At 34.6% G+C, this 19,854-nt stretch carries 19 protein-coding genes; 6 read left to right on the forward strand and 13 right to left on the reverse strand.

Going from position 1 to position 19,854, the window contains the following annotated elements:
* Positions 1-10: 10 nt before the first annotated feature.
* From F0460_RS00600 to F0460_RS00620, 5 genes are all read right to left on the reverse strand, one after another.
* Positions 11-430: a hypothetical protein gene (locus tag F0460_RS00600; RefSeq protein WP_150009377.1), complete on the reverse strand. Its 420-nt coding sequence runs from the start codon at positions 428-430 to the stop codon at positions 11-13.
* Between the two features lie 76 nt (positions 431-506).
* Entirely contained in the window at positions 507-812 is a 306-nt protein-coding gene (locus tag F0460_RS00605; RefSeq protein ID WP_150009378.1) for a hypothetical protein, read from the reverse strand.
* 123 nt (positions 813-935) lie between these two features.
* Positions 936-1,787: a hypothetical protein gene (locus F0460_RS00610; RefSeq protein WP_150009379.1), complete on the reverse strand. Its 852-nt coding sequence runs from the start codon at positions 1,785-1,787 to the stop codon at positions 936-938.
* A 164-nt stretch (positions 1,788-1,951) separates the two neighbouring features.
* Entirely contained in the window at positions 1,952-2,845 is an 894-nt protein-coding gene (locus F0460_RS00615) for a hypothetical protein (RefSeq protein WP_150009380.1), read from the reverse strand.
* Between the two features lie 107 nt (positions 2,846-2,952).
* On the reverse strand, positions 2,953-3,462 hold the full coding sequence (locus tag F0460_RS00620) for a helix-turn-helix domain-containing protein (RefSeq protein WP_150009381.1): 510 nt from the start codon (positions 3,460-3,462) through the stop codon (positions 2,953-2,955).
* 1,594 nt (positions 3,463-5,056) lie between these two features.
* Between F0460_RS00620 and F0460_RS00625 the strand changes: the two genes are divergently transcribed.
* Both F0460_RS00625 and F0460_RS00630 read left to right on the forward strand, forming a co-directional pair.
* Positions 5,057-5,818: an RNA polymerase sigma factor gene (locus tag F0460_RS00625; RefSeq protein WP_150009382.1), complete on the forward strand. Its 762-nt coding sequence runs from the start codon at positions 5,057-5,059 to the stop codon at positions 5,816-5,818.
* A 28-nt stretch (positions 5,819-5,846) separates the two neighbouring features.
* Positions 5,847-6,944, forward strand: coding sequence for an IS200/IS605 family element transposase accessory protein TnpB (locus tag F0460_RS00630; RefSeq protein ID WP_150009383.1), 1,098 nt, complete (start codon positions 5,847-5,849; stop codon positions 6,942-6,944).
* Between the two features lie 281 nt (positions 6,945-7,225).
* Here F0460_RS00630 and F0460_RS00635 read toward each other — a convergent pair whose 3' ends face one another.
* Together F0460_RS00635 and F0460_RS00640 are read right to left on the reverse strand one after the other, a co-directional pair.
* On the reverse strand, positions 7,226-8,176 hold the full coding sequence (locus tag F0460_RS00635; protein ID WP_150009384.1) for a mechanosensitive ion channel family protein: 951 nt from the start codon (positions 8,174-8,176) through the stop codon (positions 7,226-7,228).
* Between the two features lie 71 nt (positions 8,177-8,247).
* A complete protein-coding gene (locus tag F0460_RS00640; RefSeq protein WP_150009385.1) occupies positions 8,248-9,441 on the reverse strand; it encodes a C1 family peptidase in 1,194 nt (397 codons plus the stop codon).
* Positions 9,442-9,576: 135 nt separating this feature from the next.
* On the opposite strand from F0460_RS00640, the gene F0460_RS00645 reads away from it, so the two are divergent.
* Positions 9,577-10,791, forward strand: a complete 1,215-nt coding sequence (locus tag F0460_RS00645; protein ID WP_150009386.1) for an MFS transporter — start codon at positions 9,577-9,579, stop codon at positions 10,789-10,791.
* Between the two features lie 45 nt (positions 10,792-10,836).
* Here F0460_RS00645 and F0460_RS00650 read toward each other — a convergent pair whose 3' ends face one another.
* Entirely contained in the window at positions 10,837-12,741 is a 1,905-nt protein-coding gene (locus tag F0460_RS00650) for a S9 family peptidase (RefSeq protein WP_150009387.1), read from the reverse strand.
* A 150-nt stretch (positions 12,742-12,891) separates the two neighbouring features.
* Between F0460_RS00650 and F0460_RS00655 the strand changes: the two genes are divergently transcribed.
* Genes F0460_RS00655 through F0460_RS00665 form a run of 3 tightly spaced genes read left to right on the forward strand, consistent with a single transcriptional unit; the run spans position 12,892 to position 14,825 of the window.
* Positions 12,892-13,578, forward strand: a complete 687-nt coding sequence (locus F0460_RS00655; RefSeq protein WP_150009388.1) for a DedA family protein — start codon at positions 12,892-12,894, stop codon at positions 13,576-13,578.
* Positions 13,579-13,610: 32 nt separating this feature from the next.
* Positions 13,611-14,297, forward strand: coding sequence for a monofunctional biosynthetic peptidoglycan transglycosylase (gene mtgA, locus F0460_RS00660; RefSeq protein WP_150009389.1), 687 nt, complete (start codon positions 13,611-13,613; stop codon positions 14,295-14,297).
* A gap of 60 nt (positions 14,298-14,357) precedes the next feature.
* A complete protein-coding gene (locus F0460_RS00665) occupies positions 14,358-14,825 on the forward strand; it encodes a hypothetical protein (RefSeq protein WP_150009390.1) in 468 nt (155 codons plus the stop codon).
* A gap of 204 nt (positions 14,826-15,029) precedes the next feature.
* Here F0460_RS00665 and F0460_RS00670 read toward each other — a convergent pair whose 3' ends face one another.
* Genes F0460_RS00670 through F0460_RS00690 form a run of 5 tightly spaced genes read right to left on the reverse strand, consistent with a single transcriptional unit; the run spans position 15,030 to position 19,740 of the window.
* Entirely contained in the window at positions 15,030-15,812 is a 783-nt protein-coding gene (locus F0460_RS00670) for an enoyl-CoA hydratase/isomerase family protein (protein ID WP_150009391.1), read from the reverse strand.
* Between the two features lie 11 nt (positions 15,813-15,823).
* Entirely contained in the window at positions 15,824-17,296 is a 1,473-nt protein-coding gene (locus F0460_RS00675; protein WP_223810739.1) for an ATP-binding protein, read from the reverse strand.
* A 6-nt stretch (positions 17,297-17,302) separates the two neighbouring features.
* Complete coding sequence (locus F0460_RS00680; protein WP_150009392.1) at positions 17,303-17,836, reverse strand: CopD family protein; 534 nt, start codon at positions 17,834-17,836, stop codon at positions 17,303-17,305.
* Positions 17,837-17,839: 3 nt separating this feature from the next.
* Positions 17,840-18,856 carry a ferrochelatase gene (gene hemH / locus F0460_RS00685; RefSeq protein WP_150009393.1) on the reverse strand — a complete coding sequence of 339 codons (1,017 nt, stop codon included), beginning with the start codon at positions 18,854-18,856 and terminating at the stop codon, positions 17,840-17,842.
* A 14-nt stretch (positions 18,857-18,870) separates the two neighbouring features.
* A complete protein-coding gene (locus tag F0460_RS00690) occupies positions 18,871-19,740 on the reverse strand; it encodes a helix-turn-helix domain-containing protein (RefSeq protein WP_150009394.1) in 870 nt (289 codons plus the stop codon).
* Between the last annotated feature and the right edge of the window lie 114 nt (positions 19,741-19,854).

Here is a 19,854-nt window from a genome sequence, read left to right on the forward strand (position 1 = left end):
ATACATAGTTTCAATTTTTTTTAATTGTGTCATTGTCGTCTAAACCAAAATCGAATAAAGTGCTATAATCTGAAACGAAACATTCATAATAACTTATCCCAATAATTTTATCAAAAAAATCAATAGCAATTTCTTCATACAGTTCTATTTTTGAACTTTCAGCAAATTGAAATGATACTTTACTACCAGGTCTTGGGAGTTTGTTTTCTTTGGAATATTCTTTAAAAGTTGTTCTAAGATTTTCTATAGCTTCATAATTTGAATTTCCATGCGCAATTAGAGTGTGCCAATTTGTAAATTTTGCTCCGAATTTAATATCATTTTGAGAAGCCTCTGAATTAATCCACGTTTCTAAAGGATAATCTTCGAAATTCCAGGTACTTTTAAAGAAAGACGATAAATACTTTATAAGTGCTTTTAGTTGGATCATTTATATAGAAATTATTAATGCAATGTTGTTGTAAGTGTATGCCGAATGTTTCAGTTTAGCGACGACAAGGGAGCTTTTATTTTATAATTTTTAAATGTTCTATGACAATTTTTTCAACTTCTTCTGCAGATAAATTATCAAAATCTCCAGCGGGTGTGTATGGAAAGTTATTCGTTGTTGGAGGATTTTCTAGCGAAACATAAAACCTGTTTTCAGTTCTTCCATTGTCAGAAATATAAACGGTATATTCTTTTGTTTTGTCAGCAATTCCAATTGCCGTATTATCTGCATCCCAATAATCTGTAACTATAATATTTGCTGAACCATATTTCTTTATTAGATAGCTTATAAGTTTCTTTATTTGTTGAGTTTTTTGTTCCAAATCTTGATAGTATTATTGCTTAATAAGTTATTTATATTGTTTAGAAAAAGAGGGTTGTGTTTGGATAATATAAAGGAGATTTTGAATTCTCGCTTAATTCGCCAATCTGTGTTATGGGACTTTTTAATCTTTTAAAATTCTTTTTGTTTCCTTTAATGCCTCTAACATCTTTCTATTAAACTCTAATTCTAACTTTACAACATCATTACACCAGTGAGGTCCGCTTTTCATTAGCTCTAAAAATTTAAAAAGACATTCTTCTATTTCTTCATCAATTGAAATATTATTATCTACTTCGTGAATTAACTTATTTAATTTCTTTTTTGAATCTTCTATTTTTTCGGAATAATTTTCTGGCGCTTTTTCAGTTGAAATCATTATTCCCTCTATACCAAATGTTTCACCCTTGAAGAATTTTAAAATGTCGCTTTCATTCGGATTCCACTTATCAAACTTAGAATAAGTAGAATTTTCCGAAACGATTTCTTTTTCAGTTACGATACTTGGGAATTTTGCTTGTATTCCGGAAAGCCTAAATGCTAATACAACAGCTCTTCCAATAAGATCGAGAGAATGATGACCTCCTTGTTCTTGGATTTCAAATAACAATCCGTCTTTTTCGTAAGTTATTCCGTGCCTTACTCCAAACTTAGTTTGAGGTTTTACACCTAATTGAGTAACATTATTTAAGAAGGTTAAATGCCAAGCTGCTTTAAATACTTTTTCGGCAATTCTCTTTTTATTTCTGTCTAAATCTATGTCAAACCAAGCTAAAAAAACATCTCCTGTCCATTTAATAAATTTTCCTCCAAATGAGTTTACTAGGTTATTGGCTGTCCAATAAAGACGTGGTAGATATTCTTCAATATCTTCAACAGTATCATTTGAATTTAAATAGCTTGATGATTTTATTACATCGCAAACCCAAACAATACCTTTTCTTCTTTCGAACTTAAACTCTTTGAATGTATTCATCTTCACTAGTCTTAAAATTACAAATAGTGGTTTATAGCTTTACGTTGTTGTGCTTGCGAAACCGTAAACTGTCTGCTAACACAAAAGTTCATATTGCTGAATGTTTCTGCTCACATTTTCGCGCTTACTTAAGTAAAAATCGTGTTGCTGGTAGACCTTCTTCATCATAAATCACATAGTGTTGCTATGGGATACTTTTTTTGCTGAAATATTTTAATATGATTTTCTAAGTCGCCAAAAATTTTCTCGAACCTTTCAAAACTCCCTTCGTAGCCAAGCGAACCAGTTTCTTTAAATCCTTCGATTATTTTCAAAGTTCCAACTTTTTCAAATTTATCTTTGAAATTGATAAAGTCTTTGTGGTCAACGGCTAATTTGATGACACCAAAAAAGAAATTACAATTTCCGCCACTCAAAGCCCAAATCTTTTCAATTCCTGGTTGACGTTCCTTGGTTATTTTTTGGTCATAACCACTTCCAATTTGTCTTCCTAATATTTCCTTGTCTTTCAAGTCTTCAACTGTCGGTTTTTTATTTGAATTGTAAGTTGTCGGAACTAAAATATAATTGCATTGTCCTCTATATTGGTCTATTGATGCACAGATAACGGCTCTGTAATTGCCGTCTTTCAGTTGAAAAGATAACAAGTCGTCAGGCTGGAAATAGAAGGTAGTTATTTTTCTAAATTTTTTTCTTGCTCTTATTTTTGTATTTGTCTGGCTTATTTTCTTCCAAAACTTGTCAAGTTCCTTTTGTCTTGCTTTTCCTGCTTTCTGGTCATGTTCCTCCATCCATACTTTTACGCAAGCTCCTTTTTCAATAACTGATTTTACATAAGTTAACTTTTCATCTGTCATTAGTCCCATTTCCCAAAGAGCCAGAGCGCAAGAAGTAACATAAATTTCATTGTCGAAATCGTCAAAATAGTCAATTTGAATTAGAGGATATTGTTTGTTCACTGTGTCGAAGTCCGCTCCGCTGTCATATAAGTCCATTATACCCCAATAGGTGTCGTGAGCCGTATCACCATCAATTATTTTAACACCATCTGTTGCCATTTACTTTCTGTCTTTAAGGTTGTATCCAAATATATTAAAGTTCTTGAATGATTAATATTTTAAATATATCATCAAATCCATTTTAAAATTTGAGTTTTATATCTTATTTATTTTTTTGATTTAAAATAGACTAATTTCCTTGCAAGCTTCTCTCCAGTTGTTACTATTCCGTCATCTTTAAGATTTCGCATAACTCCACCAATATCTACAGATCTTAATTCTTCTGGAATTAAATTTAATCTTAATAATTCTTCCTTTATCTCTGAAACTACTTTACCTTTAGATAAAAAGTTAGTATTAACTATATGTTTTCTAATCTTTGCAGTAAGATTTAATGATTTTAATCGATCCTCTGGTAAATTGTTTATAGGTTTAAGCGGAATATTAAAATCGTTTAAGGTTTCTAAAGGATATTCAACCGCTTTTCCATAGTTAATATAAGAATCAATATCTTTAGCAGTTCCTGCTTCAACTTTTATTACAGAGCTTCTTGAAACACCTGTCATATAAGCTATGTCATCAATTGAAAAGAGTTTTTTTAAACGATAATATTTTAGTTTAGATCCAATATTTTCTCTATAAAAGGACGGATCTGTGATGTCAGATTTAGTGCTCATTTAATGTTTTTTAGTTTTTATTTTAAAACTAATTTGCATTTATTAAAAAAATGCTTATATTTGTTTTAGCGAATTGATAATGAGTCTGCAAAGACAAATTAAAACGATGTTATCTCGAGTCAGAACGACCAAATTTCCCTCGAGTGTATCGTGAAATCGCTCCATGTCTAAAAAGTTTTGTACTTTCGTATACGGCATGGGCGGTTTTCACATATGCTTTAGTGGGAAACTTTAAGACTTCCAGTTATTAAAGAGGGTTTGGTCGCCCATGACTCTAAAGTGTGAAACCGCTCCTTGCTTTTTCTGCAAAGAATTCTTTACACTCAGGAAACATCGTTCCATAACCACCTAAAATCTTATTTATGAGAACGAAATTTGTACATACCGCCATAACGCATCCGCCTTAATACAGTGCCGAAGCTTTTCCTTTTTTGCTGCCCCTGCACCAAAAGTTATATAATAGCAACAGGCATACGGTGCGGTAGCAGTGTGATAATCTGCTATACACAAATGTCAGCACCGCATATAACGTACCTTATTACTTTGGCACTATATAATTAGGGCATTTTAACTTATAAACTCGCACTTTAAAAGTATTGCCTTTATTTGTATTTTCCAAATTGGAGGTTAAAATAATTGGGGTAAGGTTTAGGGGCTTTGAAAAGGGTTGTTTATAAGCTTTGAGTTTTTTTAATGCTCATTGAAAGATGAGAGAACATAGAGCTTTGTAATTTTTCTTTAACTTTTACCTTGATGTAAAAGTTACAAAAGATCAAGACTTTATTTTTTCAACGGTCAAATGAAGTCTTATTTCCTAAAAGAAATAAACTCGCTACGCTCAAACAGCATTTCTTTTCACGGAAATTTTGCCTATTTGACACTCGCTGAAAAAATAATGTCGCTATTAAATCCGGATTTATTCAACAATAGGATTTTGATTGAAAATGAAATAGAGTACTTAGGAGTATTAAAGCGCCATTAGTTCATAAAACGATAGTTGAACCGACGAAGAGAGTGTAAGATGATCGAGAAGCGGAGCGACGTTTCGATCAGATAGTGAACGAGGAAAAGTTCAACCGTTTTGGACTGAGGCAAGACAAAGAAAAAAAGCACTTTGCTTCTTTGGTGCATCAAAGAAGAGAAAAAACCGCAAGGAATCAATTAAGCAGAATGTTTGAGAATCGAAAGAGATCTTTCACTTTGTTCAAGATGACAAACTTTGCGGAAAACTAGATGCGATGCTGCATCGGAGTGCAGCATGACCGAATGTATATTCAAGTGAAGATTGATAAGATTTTTCTTTTGGTCGCAAAAGAAACAAAACTCCTGAGCGTCACTACTCGTGGTCGATTAACGATTTAATAGTTAAATCAAATCAAACTCGCTTTTTCAAAGCTCAAACAGCATTTGATTTTGCACTATTTTCATCGAATCGACGCTCACTGCGTTGTGAATGCTCAGTTTTGGATTGTAGTATATAGTAGCATTGGATTTTTGATTGAAAATCGAAAGAGGTCTTTCATCTCACTAAGTTCGAGGTAACAAACTATAGACTACACCATCACAGAAAAGTATAATTAATAATCACCCCATTATGCCAGAAAGAAATTTTGAATTATTAAAAAACAGCGACCCTGCTGCTTTAGAAAAGATTCATGCCCAATACAAAAGACTTATTTTTTGGGTGGGCAGACAGTATCTTGACGATGATTTTGTGGTGGAAAATTTGGTACAGGATACTTTTTTAAAATTATGGGATTATCGTGAAAAGATCGAAAACCCTTTGCATATACTTTTTTTTTTGAAGGTTGTCATGAAAAGAAGTTGTTATTCGCACCATGCAAAACCCCGAAACAAGTTTTTTAAAACCAACGTGAGCTCGTTTGAGAGTTATGAAAATTATGAGAACTCTGTAACAGGTTATGATCCTGCGGATGAGTTACAAAATCTGAAGGATCAGGAATCACAACAAATGCTTTTCGATCTTATGAACAATGCACTACCTCTGATCAATCCGGAGAGAAGGCATCTTCTAAATCTGTGTCTGAAATACGGTTTTCGATATAAAGCTATTGCACGTGCTATGGGAAAAGGTACTATGGAAACCGTTAACGAGGTACAACGGGCAATTGACGATATAAAGAAAATTGTAAATGTTGGAAGCAGTGCTGAATCTAGAAAAAACAAGATCAGACCTGAGTATGTAGATAAGGAACTTAGCGACCTACAGTTAAAAATACTGAGAATGCGATGTGAAATGAACCTGTCCTTTGAATCCATCGCAAAAGAATTGAACCTTCCCACAAAAGAAATACATAAGGACTTTATGACAGCCTACAGATTCACCCAGCGATAGCTAAGTAATCAATCTAAAAACGGTTATTATGAAAAAAGCAACAATGACATTAACCCGAAGAATGCAGATAACAATTGATCTGCCAGCCGGAGAGCAACGAAAAAAGGTATGGAGTAAAATGTACAAGTGGCAGGATATATGCTGCCGTGCAGCAAACCTTATCGTGAGCCATTTGTACGTGCAGCTGATGATCACAGATTTTTTTTACCTGTCTGAAGGAGTAAAATACAAACTGACCGATGAAAAGAAAGACATTGACGGTATACTGCAGCGCTCGCACATAAACTGCACCTACCGCATGCTAAGCGACCGTTTTAAAGAGGAGATTCCAACCAATATGCTCGCATATCTTAACCATGAGCTGATAGGAAAGTTTAGAAAAAACTATAAGGAATATTTGAACGGTACCCGTTCTATAGATAATTTTAAAACAAATAAGGGATTTATTTTTGGAAAGGAAGGCGTAAGGCAACTGCAATACAACGAGGAGAAAAAGTACTTCGGATTTGTTCTGTTTAAAATTCCTTTCAGAGTTTATCTGGGTAAAGATTTTACCGATAAATACCTACTTTTACAGCAGGTACTGTCTGGTGAGGTAAAACTTTGTACTTCGAGGATTAAAATGGATAACGGAAAAATTTTCTGGCTGCCGGTTTTTGAGATTGCTATGGAAAAGCACTCTCTGAAACCCGAAATCGTTGCAGAAGCTTCACTTTCACTTGAGTATCCGATCTCTGTTAAAATAGGAAAAAACAGGTTACAGATTGGCAATAAAGAAGAGTTTTTGCACCGCAGGCTGGCGATTCAGGCTGCATATACCCGAACCAGAAAAGCGGTAGCTTATTGCAGAGGTGGGAATGGCAGGGATAGAAAATTAAAGGCTTTGAACAGATTCAAAAATATGGAAAGTAATTATGTAACGAACCGCCTGCACGAGTACAGCAGAAGGCTTATTGATTTCTGTGTAAGTAATCAGGCTGCTACACTTGTGCTGCTGGATATGCAGGAAAATATTGATATTGCAAAAGAGGAGCAGTTCTTACTGCGTAACTGGAGTTACTACGAACTAATAACAAAAATTAAATACAAAGCAGAAAAGGCAGGTATTGAACTTATTACTACATAGTAAAATAATATTTAGAGGGTGCCTGTACACCCGTAAGGTGAGGTTGCATACACTCACTGAATGCGAAAAGCATATACAATCATGACAAAAGTCCGTTTTTATTAACGAATGTTTTGAAACCTGTACATCGTTACAACTTATAACAGAGCAAACGGACTGTAATTGGATGAATAAGATAGAATGGTGGTTTATCTGTTAAAGGTGAGATCAGTTGGAAACACTCACTGAATGATTGCAAAATAAACAAAACCGCTCTGAAATGAAAGCGGTTTTGTTTATTTCTATTTCTTTTCAGGTGTTTCGTTAATAACACGGATAGGTGATGCAGCAAAGGGATTACTGAATCCGCCTTCGTAAATGGTTTTTTTAATTTCGTCTTGTATTTCAAAGTTTAACGAACCAAAATCTGTTTTAGTTGCCCATGCACGAACGGTTAAAACAACACCACTTGCAGCTAATTCTTTTACAAAAATCTCTGGTTTGGGATCTTGTAAAACTCGGCTGTCAGCAACTAATTTACTTTCTATTGCCTGCTGTACTTTTTGTATGTTATCTGCATAGCTTACGGTTAAAGCAAATTCTATTCTACGTTTTGATATTTTCGAGAAATTTCTGATCACAGAATTTGCTAAAGCACCATTCGGACTAAATACTTTTATTCCTTGTGCGTTGTTTAAAGTGGTGTACAATAAATCGATTTTTTCAACTGTTCCATCGGTTCCTGCAGAATTTTCTATATAATCGCCTACTTCAAACGGACGGAATAATAAAATCAACACGCCGCCTGCAAAGTTTGATAATGATCCTTGTAATGCCAAACCAGCTGCTAATACCAAACCTGATAATGCTCCTAAAATCGCTGTTGTTTGAAAACCAAGATTTCCTGCTACCGATAAAATCAATAAAGCATACAAAACAAATTTGATAATAGACATTAAGAAACCTCTTAACGACATATCTACGTTTCGTTTTTCGAATCGATTTTTAACTATTCTTAAAACGGTTCTTATAATAAATAAACCTACTATAAGAAAAAGGATAGCTTTTACAACAGCCGGAATTGCATCTATAAGCATTGCAATGAATCGTTCCATGTGCGTGGAAACATCTGTTACAACAGAAGAAATCCCTTCCTTCATATTTTCTGGGTTAACGGCATTTATCAGCTCTTCTTTTTCTTTAGCTAAAGATGGTACTTCTTTTGTAACGGTGACTAGAGAATCTTTTTTCATGTTCTAAATTTTTTACAAAAATAAAAAAGAGATGCTTATCACATCTCTCTTTATAAAATATTTATGGTTTTTTAGATTGCTAATTTTTTAGCAATTGCTTTTGGAACCGCGTTTTTATGTAGCATAATTCCTGTTGCTTTGTATTTCATGAATTCTTTGGTCATGTACATGTATCCTTTGTAATCGTTAGACAATCCCCAAGAATTTTTCACGATATAATACTCTTTTCCGTTTTGATCTTTCGCAACACCAGTAATGTGCATTCCGTGATCATCGGTAGTTTCGTAATTGTCAAACGCTTTTTGACGCTCGTCTTCTGTAACTTTTTTCTCTGCTTTTGGTCCGTTGAACATTTCCGCTTTTTGTTCAGTTGTCATTTGAGCGAAATCAATTTCAGGAACAAAAGCTACACCGTTTTTCCAGCTGAATCCTTTTTCAGAAACATCTCCAGCCCAAGCAACCGTGTATCCGTTTTTCAACGCATTGTCAACCGTTTCAACTAATTCGTCCATTTTTACGTTGTAAACCTGATCAAACGACCAGTTATCCGGTACCAATAAAGTGAATTTAGTGTAATAAGGATATTCTTTTAAAGAAGAAATTTCAACATAATCTTCAGCTTTCACACCAACAACTTGGTCAGCAAACGTTTTAGGCGTGTATTTTTTACCTTCGTACGTGAATTCTGTCGGAGCTTCACCTAAATACGTATCAATAACCGAAGTATAAGCTTTTACCCAGTTTTCTGATAATTTATCGTTTTTGATAACCGATGCCAAAACAGATTCGCTCATTTTACTCATTTCAGAAAAATTGTTGCGTGTTTGTCCTTCCTGTAAACCTGTGTAAGCAGATCTTGGAACCGTACCGTATTTTTTGTACATATTCATAACATCGTGGAAAGCACCGCCTTCGCCCAACGTAACGGCACCATGCATTTTTACATACATTTTACCTTTTTCTACATACGCGTTACGCGCGGTAAAGATTTGAGCCAGTTCGACAGGTTTTTTACCCATACGGATCATTTCAGATTCAATGAACGAATTTCCTGAATAACTCCAGCAAGTTCCAGACGAACCTTGATCTTTAATAGAAGTGTTTTCTAGATTAATTACATCGGTAAACGTAAAATGATCTTTACTGTTGGCACTTTGATTTGCCTTTACCTTATTCATTAAATCGTCTTGTGCCGATACATTTGAAGTTGCAGCTAAAGCAATTAATACCGCCGCAAATAATGGTTTTAATTTTAAACGAAACATATTGTTATTTGAATATTTTTAATAGTAAGTACGAATTTATGGAATTTGTTACATAACTAATCAAATCTTTAATATAATTTTAAAAAACGCAGTAGTAGTTTTCGTTTTGCACTAACTTTACTTTTTGGATTTTTTATGGAAACTAAAGAACAAAGTATATTAACAAAACCCATATTGTGGTTTTTAACGATTAGTACAGGTTTAATTGTTGCAAATATTTATTACAACCAGCCATTGTTGGGTTTAATTGCAAAAGATTTTAATATTACAGAAAGTAAAGCAAGTAAAATTGCTATGCTTACACAGATGGGCTATGCTATAGGGTTGTTTTTAATAATTCCTTTGGGGGATAAAATAGCACGTAAAAAGTTGATTTTATTCAGCATGTTTCTTACAATTCTCTTTTTGATAACTATAGCTACAGTTACTAACTTGATGCTATTATATGCGGTTAGTTTTGCTTTAGGAATAGTTTCAGTTGTTCCGCAACTTTTTATCCCTATGGTTGCTGAGCTTTCCGCCGAAAATAGCCGTACACAAAATATAGGTATGGTTATGTCTGGTTTGCTAATAGGTATTTTAGCTTCAAGAATGATTAGTGGTATAGTTGGCGATTATTTTGGTTGGAGGTTTATGTTTTACATTGCGTTTGGTTTAATGATACTTACTACGGTTCTTATTTATTTATTGTTACCACAAACATATCCTCACTTTAAAGGAAGTTATGTTTCACTATTGAAATCGGTCGCTCATTTTGCTAAAACAGAACCTTTACTTCAGCTGGCATCTCTTCGTGGAGCACTGGGTTTTGGAGCTTTATCAGCACTTTTTACCACTTTGGTTTTTCATTTAGAAGAAGCTCCTTTTTTAGCAGATGCAAGTGTTGCGGGAATGTTTGGTTTGATTGGTGCAGTAGGAGCTGTTGCAGCAGCTTTAGTGGGTAGGTTTACGCGTTTTGTTTCTAAAAACACAATTATAAGTCTGTCTCTATTGATTATATTGCTAAGTTGGACGTTTACGTATTTTGCAGGCTATACTTATTGGGGATTGGTAGTAGGTTTTATATTAATTGATTTTGGATTACAATCAACTCACATTATGAACCAAAGTGTATTTTTTGCAATAAATATTAAAGCAACAAACCGCCTAAATACAGTTTATATGGTATCATATTTTGTAGGTGGATCATTAGGGACACTTTTAGGCTCTATAGCTTGGCAATATTACGGATGGACAGGTGTATGCAGTATAGGTGTTTTATTCACTTTCTTGGCATTGTTGGCTCATATTTTGTTGTCTAAAAAATTTGAAAGGAAGTTTGAACAAAAAAAACCTTCAAGTTTAACCTGAAGGATTTGTATTAGTAAGCAACTTTGTCAAAGTTTTTGTTTAAACTTACAAAGTTTCTTTTAACCATTTAAAAAATTCGGTTTGCCAAACTAGTGCGTTTTGTGGTTTAAGTACCCAGTGGTTTTCATCGGGTAAATAAACAAATCTACTTTTAATACCTTGCAACTGCGCTGCTGCAAATGCTTCCTGACCTTGACCAATCGGTACACGGTAATCTTTACCACCGTGGAAAATCAAAATAGGCGTGTTCCAATTTTTAACCAATAAAATTGGGTTGTGCTGGTAGTAGGTTTTTGCAACATCTTTATTTGTTTCGGCATCCCAATATGCACCACCTGCATCCCAATTTGGGAAAAAGGTTTCTTCGGTAGTTCCGTACATGCTGTGTAGGTTAAAAACACCGCAATGTGCAATAAAACTTTTAAAACGGTTTTGATGAATTCCTGCCAAGTAATAAACCGAATATCCGCCATAACTAGCACCAACAGCACCACGACGAGCGGTATCTACATATTTTTCTTTAGAAACATCATCGATAGCCGAAAGGTAATCGTTCATTGCCTGTCCGCCCCAGTCTTTAGAAATAGCTTCGTTCCATTCCACTCCAAAACCTGGTAAACCTCTACGGTTTGGCGCTACAATTACATAACCTTCTGCTGCCATTAACTGAAAATTCCAACGGAAAGAATAAAAAGGCGATACAATAGACTGTGGTCCGCCTTGGCAATACAACAACGTTGGATATTTTTTATTAGGATCAAAATTTGGCGGAAGAATTACCCAAACCAACATTTTTTTACCATCGGTTGTAGTTACATAACGTTTTTCAACCTTGCTTTTTGCAATTCTACTATACGCAGCATCGTTTACATGCGTAATCTGGTTCCACGTTTTCTTCTTTAAATCGTACGAATAAACTTCAGAAGCCGTGTTAAAATCGGTACGGGTAACCAAAACCTTGTCTTTTACAAAGCCTACAATATCAGCCACATCAAAAACACCATTGGTTAATTGTTTTACCTGCACAGCAATTCTGGTTACACCCGGAAAGTTCACTTCAAACAACTGCGTAGTTCCATCGATCGGAGCAATAAAATAGACTTTTTTACCGTCGTTACTCCAAACATAACTATTGACAGTGCCGTCCCAACCACCGGTTAAGTTGATATCGATACCTTTATGATGCACAATAATATCGTTTTTATCGGCTTCATAACCATCGTTTTTCATTTGCAGCCACGTTAAATCGCCGTTTGGTGAAAAAGTAGGGTGTGTATCGTAACCTAAATTTTTTTCGGTTAAATTAACGGTCTGTTTTGTATCTAAATTATACTCGTACAAATCGGTATTTGTGCTTGTAGCATAAGCTGTTCCTGCTTTCTTTTTTGATACATAAATAACCGATTTTCCATTGGGATGCCAAGTATAGTCTTCTTCACCACCAAACGGAGCCTGCGGACTGTAGTAAGGTTCATCTTTCAACAAATCGGTTTTTTCTTTGTTTTCTAGATTCGTAACAAAAACATGGCTGAAAGATCCGTCGTTATCTTTATCCCAATGGCGGTAATCCAGACCATCGTACACATACACATTAGATTCTTTCAATTCAGGATATCTGTCTTTTCCTAAAACCATATTTACCTTAACTTCTTCGGCAGATAATTTAAATTTTCCGTCGGGCGAAAGGTTTCGGTCTTTAATCAAACCATCGGTATTTTCAAGTTCTTTGATGCGTTTTCCGTCAACAGTTACCTGATATGTCTTATATTCCACCGTGTTTTTATCCACATTCGGAATTCCAACCTTATAAATTAAAAAATCGCCTTTTTCTGTTATGCCAACCGGGTTTACACGCCCTAACTGCCAAAGTAATTCTTTTGTCATTACCTTATCTTGTGCACTTGCCTGTAGCGCAATTACCGATAAAGTAGCTAATAAAATACGTTTCATTTTTACACCTATTTTTAGTTGCGGTTAAAATTACGAAATATTAAATGATAAAAATTCCTTAAAGTTTTGTTTTATGTTTTTTGAAGGATCGAAAAATGAAAAATTATGACTAATTTCACGAACGAAAAAATACTACACAATTAATTTAGAATGGAAGATTTTAACTGGGGCGACTTAATCAATCCTGAATTCTACATAAATTTAGAAATTGCCGGACATAAAATTGGATTATACGTTGTTTTGTTCATCGTATTTGCCGAAACAGGCTTATTGGCAGGCTTCTTTTTACCGGGCGATAGTTTATTGTTTTTATCGGGAATTTACAGCAAGGCTTTAATGAGCGAAATTGTTGTAATTGAAAGCGATTTTTTAAACGTTTTAGGCGTGGCATCATTAGTTGCTGTGGCAGGAATCATAGGTAATTTGTTCGGATACTGGTTTGGATCTAAAAGTGGAAATTACTTATATCAGAAAGAAGACGGATTTTTGTTTAAAAAGAAATATCTGTTAGAATCGAAAGCTTTTTTTGAAAAACACGGTGGTCGTGCCATAATCTTTGCCCGTTTTTTACCAGTTGTTCGTACGTTTACGCCGATTATCGCAGGAGTGGCAAATATGGAATTCAAAAAGTTTTTGTTCTATAACATTATAAGTTCTATTGCATGGGCGTTTTCGTTGATCTTCTCAGGGCATTATCTGTATCGATTTTTACTGGACAGCTACGGATTTGATCTTACCCATTACATTGAATACATCATTCTGGTAATCATCATCATAACAACGGTACCATTTGTTGTTAAACTGATAAATAATAAAAGAGCAAAAAATAAAAAATAGGGAGTATATTTACATCCCTTTTTTTATGCATTATGGTGAAGAAAATTTTAAAATTCATAGGTAAAGTAATCCTCTATTTTTTGGGGATAAGCATTGGTTTGGTTATCCTTTTTAAGTTTATACCCGTGCCGTTTACGCCGTTGATGTTTATCCGCACGTTTGAACAGATCGGCAGTAACGATAAAGTTGTGTGGAAGCGCGACTGGGTTTCAATTGATGAAATGGGAACGTCGATACAAAAAGCGGTTATTGCCAGCGAAGACGGAAAGTTTACAACACATAATGGTTTTGATGTGAAAGCGATCGAAAAAGCCTATAAAAATAATCAAAAAGGAAGAAAGGTTAAGGGCGGAAGTACCATTAGCCAGCAAACTGCCAAGAATGTTTTTCTTTGGCCGGGCAGAAGTTACTTACGAAAAGGATTGGAAGCTTATTTTACGGTTTTGATTGAAGTTGTCTGGGGAAAAGAACGTATTATGGAAGTTTATTTGAACTCGATTGAAATGGGTAACGGAATTTACGGTATAGAAGCTGCATCGCAACATTGGTTTAATAAATCGGCAAAAAACCTGACAAAGGCAGAAGCAGCTGCAATTGCGGCAATTCTTCCAAATCCGAGAGTTTACAAGGCAAAGAACAGTTCACGTTATATCGAAAGAAGAAAGAATGCTATTAAACGTCAGATGAATTTCTATGCAAATCCCGATTACGAAAAATAAGACATAATAAGTGTTTTCAATATTTTTTGTAACTTTACTAATAAATTAAAATTTAGAACTATGAAAAAGAACATGTTATTAATGGCTGTTGCTGCCGGATTATTATCGGTAACAGCTTGTAAAAAAGAAACAACCACAACAACAGAAACTACGGTTGATACATTAACCACAGAATCTACAACGGTTACTACAGAAGAAACTACTGTTGATCCTGCTGTTCAAGCGAATATCGACGAAGCGAAAGTGAAATACGAAAAAGCCGAAGCTGATGTGAAAGCTGCAGTAGAAAAAGGCGACAAGAAAGCCGAAGCAGCTGCTGTAAAAGTTCGTGACGAAGCTAAAACTTCTTGGGAGAAGTTAAAAACTGGAGTTAACAACGCAGCTACCGATGTTAAAGACGGTATTAACAATGCCGCAGAAAAAGTTGAAGAAGGTGCTGATAAAGTTGGCGAAAAAGCTAAAAAAGTAGGTAAAGAGGTTGAAGAAGGTTACAACAAAACCTTGGATAAAATGAAAACCAATAACTAATTAGTTTAGTTTGATAAAAAAATCCTGTATTGCAAAATACAGGATTTTTGTTTTAATGTGATCTTTTAAAATTGATCAGTTTGATAATATTTTAAATTCTCGTCAGTTCGAGCTTGTCGAGAACTTCTAAATTATTGACTTCTCGATACGCTTCATTACATTACGCTACTCGAAGTGACGTGTTGTTTCATGCAATAATCAAATTTAATTCCCTTTAAAATCGGCTTTGCGTTTTTCTAAAAATGCAGTTGTTCCTTCTTTAAAATCGGCAGTTCCAAAGCAATATCCAAAACGATCAATTTCTGTATTAAATCCGTTGATTCCATCTTTAAAATTAGCATTCACCGCTTTAATAGCCTGTGTAATTGCAACCGGAGAGTTTTTAGCAATTTTCAATGCCAATTCGTTTGCTTTGTCTAACAATTCAGGTTGCGCCACCATGTGATTTATCAAACCAAAAGATAATGCTGTTGGTGCATCAATCATTTGTGCGGTCATAATTAATTCGTTTGCTCTTCCTTTTCCAATCAATTGAGGTAAACGCTGTGTGCCGCCATAACCAGGAATAACACCCAAAGTAACTTCTGGTAAGCCCATTTTAGCGTTGTCTGATGCAATTCTAATATGTGCAGCCATTGCCAGTTCCAATCCGCCGCCTAAAGCAAATCCGTTTACTGCAGCAATTACCGGTGTTTGTAAATTCTCTACAAAATCAAACAATAATTCTTGCCCTTTTCTTGCTAATTCAGATCCTTCTGATACACTAAAACTTGCAAATTCCGAAATATCTGCACCGGCAACAAACGCTTTTTCGCCCGATCCTGTTATAATAATAGCACGCACTTCGTTATCGGTTTCACATTCTTTAAAAGCATTGTGTAATTCCTCAATTGTTGCTTTGTTTAAAGCGTTTAATTTTGTTGGGCGGTTAATTGTAATAGTAGCTACTGCGTTGTTTTTTTCTACTAAAATGTTTTCAAACGACATATTTTTATTTTTTAGTTACTAATTGGTAGTTTTACGTAAAACGTTGTTCCTTTATTTAAAACCGATTCAAAACGGATGTTCCCGCCGTAGCTTTCAATCATGTTTTTAATCATTGCCAAACCAAGTCCCATTCCGCTTGTTTTTGTTGTGAATTTTGGTTCGAATATCTTCTCTTTAATATCTTCGGGAATCCCGGATCCATTGTCGGAAACAGTGATTAATACCGATTGACTTTCTCTTTTTACTTTAACCGAAATTCTTGGAAAAGGTTCATAATTCGGAATTCCTTCAATAGCATTTTTAACCAGATTGTTTATGATCCGAATAATTTGCGATTGATCAAATATAGCAATGATTTCTTCTTCGGTTGATTCAAAATTTATGAAATCTTCGTTAAAAATATCCAAAGCCAACTGAACCACTTTAACTACGTTCAACGTAGTGTTTTGTTGGGCAGGCATCGATGCAAAGTTTGAAAATGCTGATGCAACTGCACTCATAGTGTCAATTTGCTGTACCATGGTTTCACAGAAATCCTTTATTTTTTCGTTTACTTTTGGATCTTCGGGATTGAATTTTCGTTGGAAACTTTGAACAGTCAATTTCATTGGCGTTAACGGATTTTTAATCTCATGGGCCACTTGTTTTGCCATTTCACGCCAAGCTAATTCCCGGTGACTTTGAGCCAGTTTATCTGCCGATTCTTCCAGCTTGTCAACCATTTGGTTATACGAATTTATCAGTGTTTCAATTTCATAAGAAGCATTTTCAACCTTAATTTTTTCATTTCTCCGGTTGATGCTTGTCTTTTGGATTCGTTCACTTATAAACTGTAATGTTTTGGTGATATAGCTCGATAAAATGAACGCTAAAATGATTGCCAGAATAATGATAAAAAGATAAATCTGTGCAAAAAGAATAAAAAAACTGTTTACCTGTGCATCGTAATACGATGTTTCTTCGGCAACCGGCATACTAATGATTCCAAGCGGTTTAAATTGGTTGTCTTTAATATAATTGTAAGCAGATCGATACGTTATGCCGTCGATAATTCGTAAATCAATGAAACGTTTGGTGCTTGTGGTTTCGATTATTTTCAGAATATTGGGCGATATAACCTCGTTGTTTATTTTATCGACAATAAAATTCCCTTTCGATGTTATTAAAAGATTTCCCTTTAAATCGTAAATATTGATCTGTATGTTGTGAATGCTGGAAAGTTCGAAAATTTTATCCTTAAAAATCAATGGTAAATTTTCTGTTGTAACAGGAATATCGGTTGTTTGTAAAACAAAGTTTAAATGCTCGTTAACGGCATCTTCCTTTCTAATCAATCGATCCTGATGGTAATTACGCGCTTCTTTTTTAAACTGATAAATGGTAACCATGGCAATTAAAACCGATGATGTTATGGTAAGAAAAATCATGGCAATGAAAATTCTTACACGTAACGATGTGCTTTGTATGTTGAATGGTTTTGCCATAAATGCCTAATTTTTTTCGCGCATTTTTTTATAGAATTTAAAGCCTAAAGTTAACAATAGTGCCAATACAAAAATACCGGCTACGCCAAAAATCCAGTTGATGGCACTTTTTAAAATTACTAAAAATACTACAGAGAAAAGTATTATTGTGGCACCTTCGTTCCAAATTCTGAAAAAAGAACTGGTTTTTGTAAGGTTTTTATGTTTGATCTGTTTTACAAACTGCTGACATTTAAAATGATACAGCCATAAAAGTACTACAAAAAGCAGTTTTACGTGCATCCACGGCATTTGCAGCAATGCAGGATTTTCCACCAACATCCACACGCCAAAAATAGTTGCCAGTACGGCAGCCGGAAAAGTAATAATGTACCACAATCTGCTGGTCATTATCTGGTATTGGTTAGAAAGAATTTCTTTCTCAATATCCGATTTTAACTGTGCTTCGGCATAATAAACAAACAGTCGCACAATGTAAAAAAGTCCGGCAAACCAGCAAACAACAAAAATAATATGTAATGCCTTTAAGTATAAATACATAAATTAGTTTTTAGACCAATCTTTTACCCAATTTGCTACCACGTTGCACCATTCGTCTTCATCGTTCAAACACGGAACGGCAAAAAACTCTTCACCGCCATGCGATTTAAAATCGTCATTGGCACGCATAGCAATTTCTTCTAAAGTTTCCAAACAATCTGCAACGAAAGCAGGCGTTACAACGGCTAATTTCTTAATTCCTTTGGCGGGCATTTTGTTAATTTCAACGTCGGTATAAGGAGTCAGCCATTTGTCGCCAGCCAATCTTGATTGAAAGGTTTGGCTGTATTTTCCTTCGGGAATTTCCAATAATTTAACTACTTGTTTTGTAGTTTCGAAACATTGATGACGGTAACAAAATTCGTGCGCAGGCGATGGTGTATTACAACACGAACCATCGATTTTACAATGCGATTTGGTTACATCGGTTTTACGAATATGGCGTTTTGGAATTCCGTGATACGAAAATAGCAAATGATCGTAATCAAATCCTTCCAAATGTTTCTTTATGGAATTTGCCAATGCCTGAATAAAATCGGGTTTATTGTAAAATGCAGGAACTTTGGTTAATTTCATTTCAGGAAATTTACTAGCAACCAATTCGTCTGCCAATGCCCAGATTGTAGTGGTTGATGCCATAGCATACTGTGGATACAAAGCTAAAAGCATCACATCTGTAACGCCTTGATCTTTTAATTCCTGCAAACCTTTTTCAATAGTCATTGTTCCATAACGCATTGCCAAAGCAACAGGAATATCCACTTGGTTTTTTACTTTTTTGTGCATTCTTTTCGAGAAAACAATTAAAGGCGAACCTTCGTCTGTCCAAATTTGTGCATAAGCGTGAGCCGATTGTTCAGGACGTTTTCTTAAAATGATTCCGCGAACTAATAAAGCACGTAAAAGATACGGAACATCTATCACATATTTATCCATTAAAAATTCATCTAAATACGGCTTTACATCTTTTGGTGTTGGACTTTCGGGCGATCCTAAATTAACTAATAAAACTCCTTTCATGTTTTTGTGTGGTATTAATTTGCCGCTAACGACATTAAATATTTTTTAGGCGTTGTGCCGAATTTCTTTTTAAATGCTGCAATAAAGTGGCTTGCAGTGCTGTAACCAATGCGGTTGCCCACTTCGTTTACATTATAAGTTCCGCTGTCTAACAATTTACGGGCATATTCCATTTTATAATCGAACAAAAATCCGTAAACCGTATCCCCATAAACCTGTTTAAAGCCTTGTTTAAGTTTTTTAATGTTCAAACCAATTTCATCTGCCAGTTCTTGTAGGGTAGGAGGTTCTGCCATATTTTTCAACAAAATATCTTTGGCATGTTTAATTTTCATGGTTTCCTCTTCATCAGTCTTAAACGGACAACTTTCATCGTCGGTTCCTTCGGGTTTATTAAAAAGCAGACTTAATAATTCGTAAACTTTAGCTTTGTAATATAGTTTTTTAACCGATGAATGCAGATTGAAATTCATTATCTGATATAAAACAACCGACATGGAAGGTGTGATGTTTGTTTGCGCGTAATGTTTCCTGTCAATTGCATCTTTGTTTAAAAAAGGAATAAACTCGGCTTCGGTAGAAAATAAATTATGAAACTTTTTAATAGATATAATCACAGAAATAATCCATGAAGTCGGTTGAACTTCCAAATGAATAGGTAAGCCACGCTGCGGATTGTAAAGCGTTAAACTGCTTTCTTCGTTAACCGGTATAGAATATGCGCCACCGTTAAAAACAAAATTGCCTTTTCCCTTTAAAACAAAGTGAAACTGCATAACATCGTTACTTAAATCTTTAGTGATAACCTGCGCCATATCAGATTCGTTTTTTAAGCGAATACAAATAAAATCATCTTCTAAAATTACATCTTCTTGAGTTCTCATAGCGTTGTTTTTATTTTTTGAATGAATCAAAATTTAACAATCAATCTATTTAGAATTGTTCTAAATATCAATTCAATAAAAATCATTAACGTCAGCAAATATAAGGATTTTTTG

The sequence above is a fragment of the Paenimyroides baculatum genome, from assembly GCF_008629655.1.
GTDB lineage: Bacteria > Bacteroidota > Bacteroidia > Flavobacteriales > Flavobacteriaceae > Flavobacterium > Flavobacterium baculatum.